The organism is Simplicispira sp., assembly GCF_028687295.1.
Classification (GTDB): domain Bacteria; phylum Pseudomonadota; class Gammaproteobacteria; order Burkholderiales; family Burkholderiaceae_C; genus Simplicispira; species Simplicispira metamorpha.
This window is the reverse complement of record NZ_JAQUAL010000219.1, coordinates 1-3545: the sequence shown is the minus strand read 5'-3', so window position 1 is coordinate 3545 and position 3545 is coordinate 1. Positions and strand designations below refer to the sequence as shown.

General features: G+C 65.3%; 2 protein-coding genes. Both read right to left on the bottom strand.

The window, feature by feature from the left end; all coding sequences use genetic code 11:
- The coding region (locus PHX69_RS15805) for a response regulator (RefSeq protein WP_288045055.1) at window positions 1-676 on the bottom strand (676 nt) is incomplete at its 3' end.
- A gap of 46 nt (window positions 677-722) precedes the next feature.
- Window positions 723-3545: response regulator (locus PHX69_RS15800; RefSeq protein WP_288045053.1), on the bottom strand; the 2823-nt coding region annotated here is incomplete at its 5' end.

Below are 3545 nucleotides of genomic sequence, written 5' to 3'. Positions count from 1 at the left end.
GCACCGACTTGTAGAGCAATTCAATCATGCGTTCGTTGAGCACGCTTTCAAAGCGCGGGTGCGCGCGCAAACGCTCGGCCAGGGCTTTGACGTAGAGCTGGGTGCGGCGGATGTGGTTGCCGGTTTCGTCATCGCGCGTCTCGGCCAGTGAGGCCATGGCCATGATGGTGACATCCTGGATGGCCTGCACCTCCAGGGTGCGCAGCGCCACTTCGCGCTCCAGATAGGCGCTTTTGTCACGCAAGAAATCGGTGGTGGCTTTCAGGGCCAGGTGGGTCTGCACCCGCGCCAGCACGATGGGCGGGCTCACGGGCTTGGTGATGTAGTCCACCGCACCCAGTGCCAAGCCGAAACGCTCGTCTTCCATATCGGAGCGCGCCGTCAGAAAAATGACAGGGATGCCTTGCGTGGCCTCGCGCGCCTTGAGCTGGCGACAGACTTCGTAGCCGTCCATGCCGGGCATCATGATGTCCAGCAGCACCAGGTCGGGGGCGGGCTCAGTCTGTGCAATTTTCAATGCGCGTTCGCCATTGGGCGCTACCTTGACACGGTAGCGCCCCTTGAGCAGCTCGGCCATCAGCACGAGGTTGTCGGGCGTATCGTCCACTACCAGAACAGTGGGCAACGCCAACTCCCGCGGCCCAGCGGGCGTACAGGTGACAGATTCATGTTCCATGGTGTGGCTCCCTGTCCTTGGATTTTTTGCTGCCCCGCAGCCTGGCTCAGTGTTGCGGTTCCGCGCTGGTTTCAGTGCCTGCTTCAGCGGCAGGTTCCACCCCCTGTTCGGTGTCTTGTACTGCCGCACTCGCCCTGTCCGGCGCCGTGCCATCAAGCAAGCCCAGGGCGGTACCGAAATCAAAGTGCTCCGTGGCCACCTGCAATGCCGCCAGCGCTGTGCCCAGCGCAGGGCGCAGCAGGGCGGTGTTCTGGCGCAGGTGTTCCAGTGCTTCGGGGTCGTCCTGTTGCAGCAGGCTACGCAGGTGCTGCAAGGCTGCGCGCGCATCGCCTGGTACGGCTGCATCGGCGGTGGTTGCGGGCGGCTCTGCGGCCACGGCGGTGCGGGCATGCCAGGCGGCCAGTGGCTGCACCAAGGCATCGCTGCGTTCTTGCAGCTGTGCCAGCAAGGGGGCGATATCTGCTGCGGAGGCACCGCTGTCCACTGCCGCGCGCAGGGCATCTTCCAGCTGGGCAGCGCTTTCTTGCAGCGCTGCTGCGCCTATGGTGGCGGCCAGACCGCGCAAGGTGTGCGCCTGGCGCAAGGCCAACGCCATGTCGCTCCCCGCCCAGGCCTGCGCGATGGTGGCGGCGGTGTGCGCCTGGTTTTGCACAAACCGGTGCAGCATGTCGGCATACAGCGCGGGGCGCCCCATGGCGTGGCGCAGGCCTTGGGCCATGTCCAGCCCAGGGATAGGTGGCGGCAGCGCGCTGTCCACGGAGGCAACCGCCAGGGCGCTGGGCAGATCAGCCCCTTGCCCGTGGGTGTAGCCTGGGCGCGGTGCAATCCAGTGCTGTAGCGCCTGCCACAACCGGGCAGGCTCTATGGGCTTGGCCAGGTGCTCGTTCATGCCGGCGTCCAGGCAACGCTGGCGGTCGGCTTCCAGCGCATTGGCGGTCATGGCGACGATGGGCAAGGTGGCAAAGCGGGGATCGGCGCGCAGCTGGCGCGTGGCCTCCAGCCCGTCCATGACCGGCATCTGCATGTCCATCAGCACCAGGTCGTAAGACTGGCGCTGCACCTGCTGCACGGCCATGTGGCCGTCACTGGCCAAATCCACCTGCACGCCCGCTGCCTGCAACAGCTCCTGGGCCACCTGCTGGTTGAGCGCGTTGTCCTCTACCAACAGCACACGCGCACCATGCAATGCCGGCGCAGCCACCACCTGCGCACGGGCGGGCGCGCTGGGCAGGGCCAAGGCGGCATCGCTGGCCAGCGCCTGCACCAGGGTATCGAACAGGACGGAGGCGCCCACCGGTTTGATCAGCACATCGGCAATGCCCTGCACCTGGGCGGAGCGCATCACGTCCTCCCGGCCAAAGGCAGTTACCAGAACCAAGCGCGGCAGTTCGGCCAGGCCCAGGCCGCCCATGCGACGCGCCAGCTCCAGCCCGTCCATTTCGGGCATTTGCCAGTCCAGCAAGACCAGGGAAAACGGCTGCCCGGCGGCACTGGCACGGCGCAGCACGGCCAGCGCCAATGCGCCCGAATGTGCTTGCTCCACCACAAAGCCCATGGACTGCAGCATCTCAGCCAGTACCGTAGCCGCGTTGGGGTTGTCATCCACCACCAGCACACGGCGTCCGCGCAGATCAGGCGGTGGCAGCAGCACGCGCGCCGGTGCACCCCGTGCCAGTGGCACCGTCAACCAGAAGGTCGAGCCCTTCCCCACCTGGCTGGATACGCCCACGCTGCCCCCCATGAGTTCGGCCAGGCTCTTGCTGATGGCCAGGCCCAGCCCCGTGCCACCGTATTTGCGGGTGGTGGAGGCATCGGCCTGCTGAAAGCTCTGGAACAACTGCGCCATCTGTGCGGGCGTCAGGCCGATGCCGGTATCGCGCACCTCAAAGCGCAGCACCACCTGCGCTGCGTCTTGTTCTTGCACCCGCACGGCGATGCCGATCTCGCCACGCTCCGTGAACTTGATGGCGTTGTTGGCGTAATTGATCAAAATCTGCCCCAGGCGCAGCGCGTCGCCCACCAGATTGGTAGGCACGTCCGGGGCCACATCGCAAATCAGCTCCAACCCCTGAACCGATGCCTTGTGGCCCACCACATCCACCACCCCCGCCAGCACCTGGTCTAGCACAAAGGGTTGCAAATCGACGCGCAGCTTGCCCGCCTCAATGCGAGAGACGTCGAGGATGTCGTTGATCACGCCCATCAGGTGGCGACCAGCCTGGTCGATCTTGCTGACGTAGTCGTGCTGGCGCTGCGTCAGCCCTGACTGCAACGCCAGATGGGACATGCCGATGATGGCGTTCATCGGCGTGCGAATCTCATGGCTCATGTTGGCCAGAAAGTTAGACTTGAGCACGGTGGTTTCTTCCGCCAGCTCTTTGGCGCGGCGCAAGGCCTGCTCGGCGCGCTGGCGGTCGGTAATGTCCACCAGCACACCAATCACGCCCCCCAGGCTGCCATCAGGGCGGCCAAAGCCCTGCAACCAGTACAGCGTGTGGTGTATCTGTCCATCGGCATACGGCATGGCCACTTCGCGGTGTATGGGCGCGCCCCCACTGTGCAGGGCGGCCTCCACGTCGGCCTGGAACTGCACACGTTCGACTTCAGGCAGTTGGGGGCGCTCCAGCACGGTCTGGCCCAGCAAGTCCCCGGGCTGCAATCCGAACACCTGGGCATAGGCCCGGTTGAAGCCCAGGTAGCGACCCTGCGCATCTTTGTAAAACACCGGCATGGGAATGGTGTCGATCAGCACCTGCTGGAACAGCACCTGGGCGGCCACACGCTCTTGCAGCTCTTTTTGCTCCTGGATGTCCACGTTCACGCCCACCATGCGCTCGGCCACGCCATCGGCATTGCGGAAAATACGGGC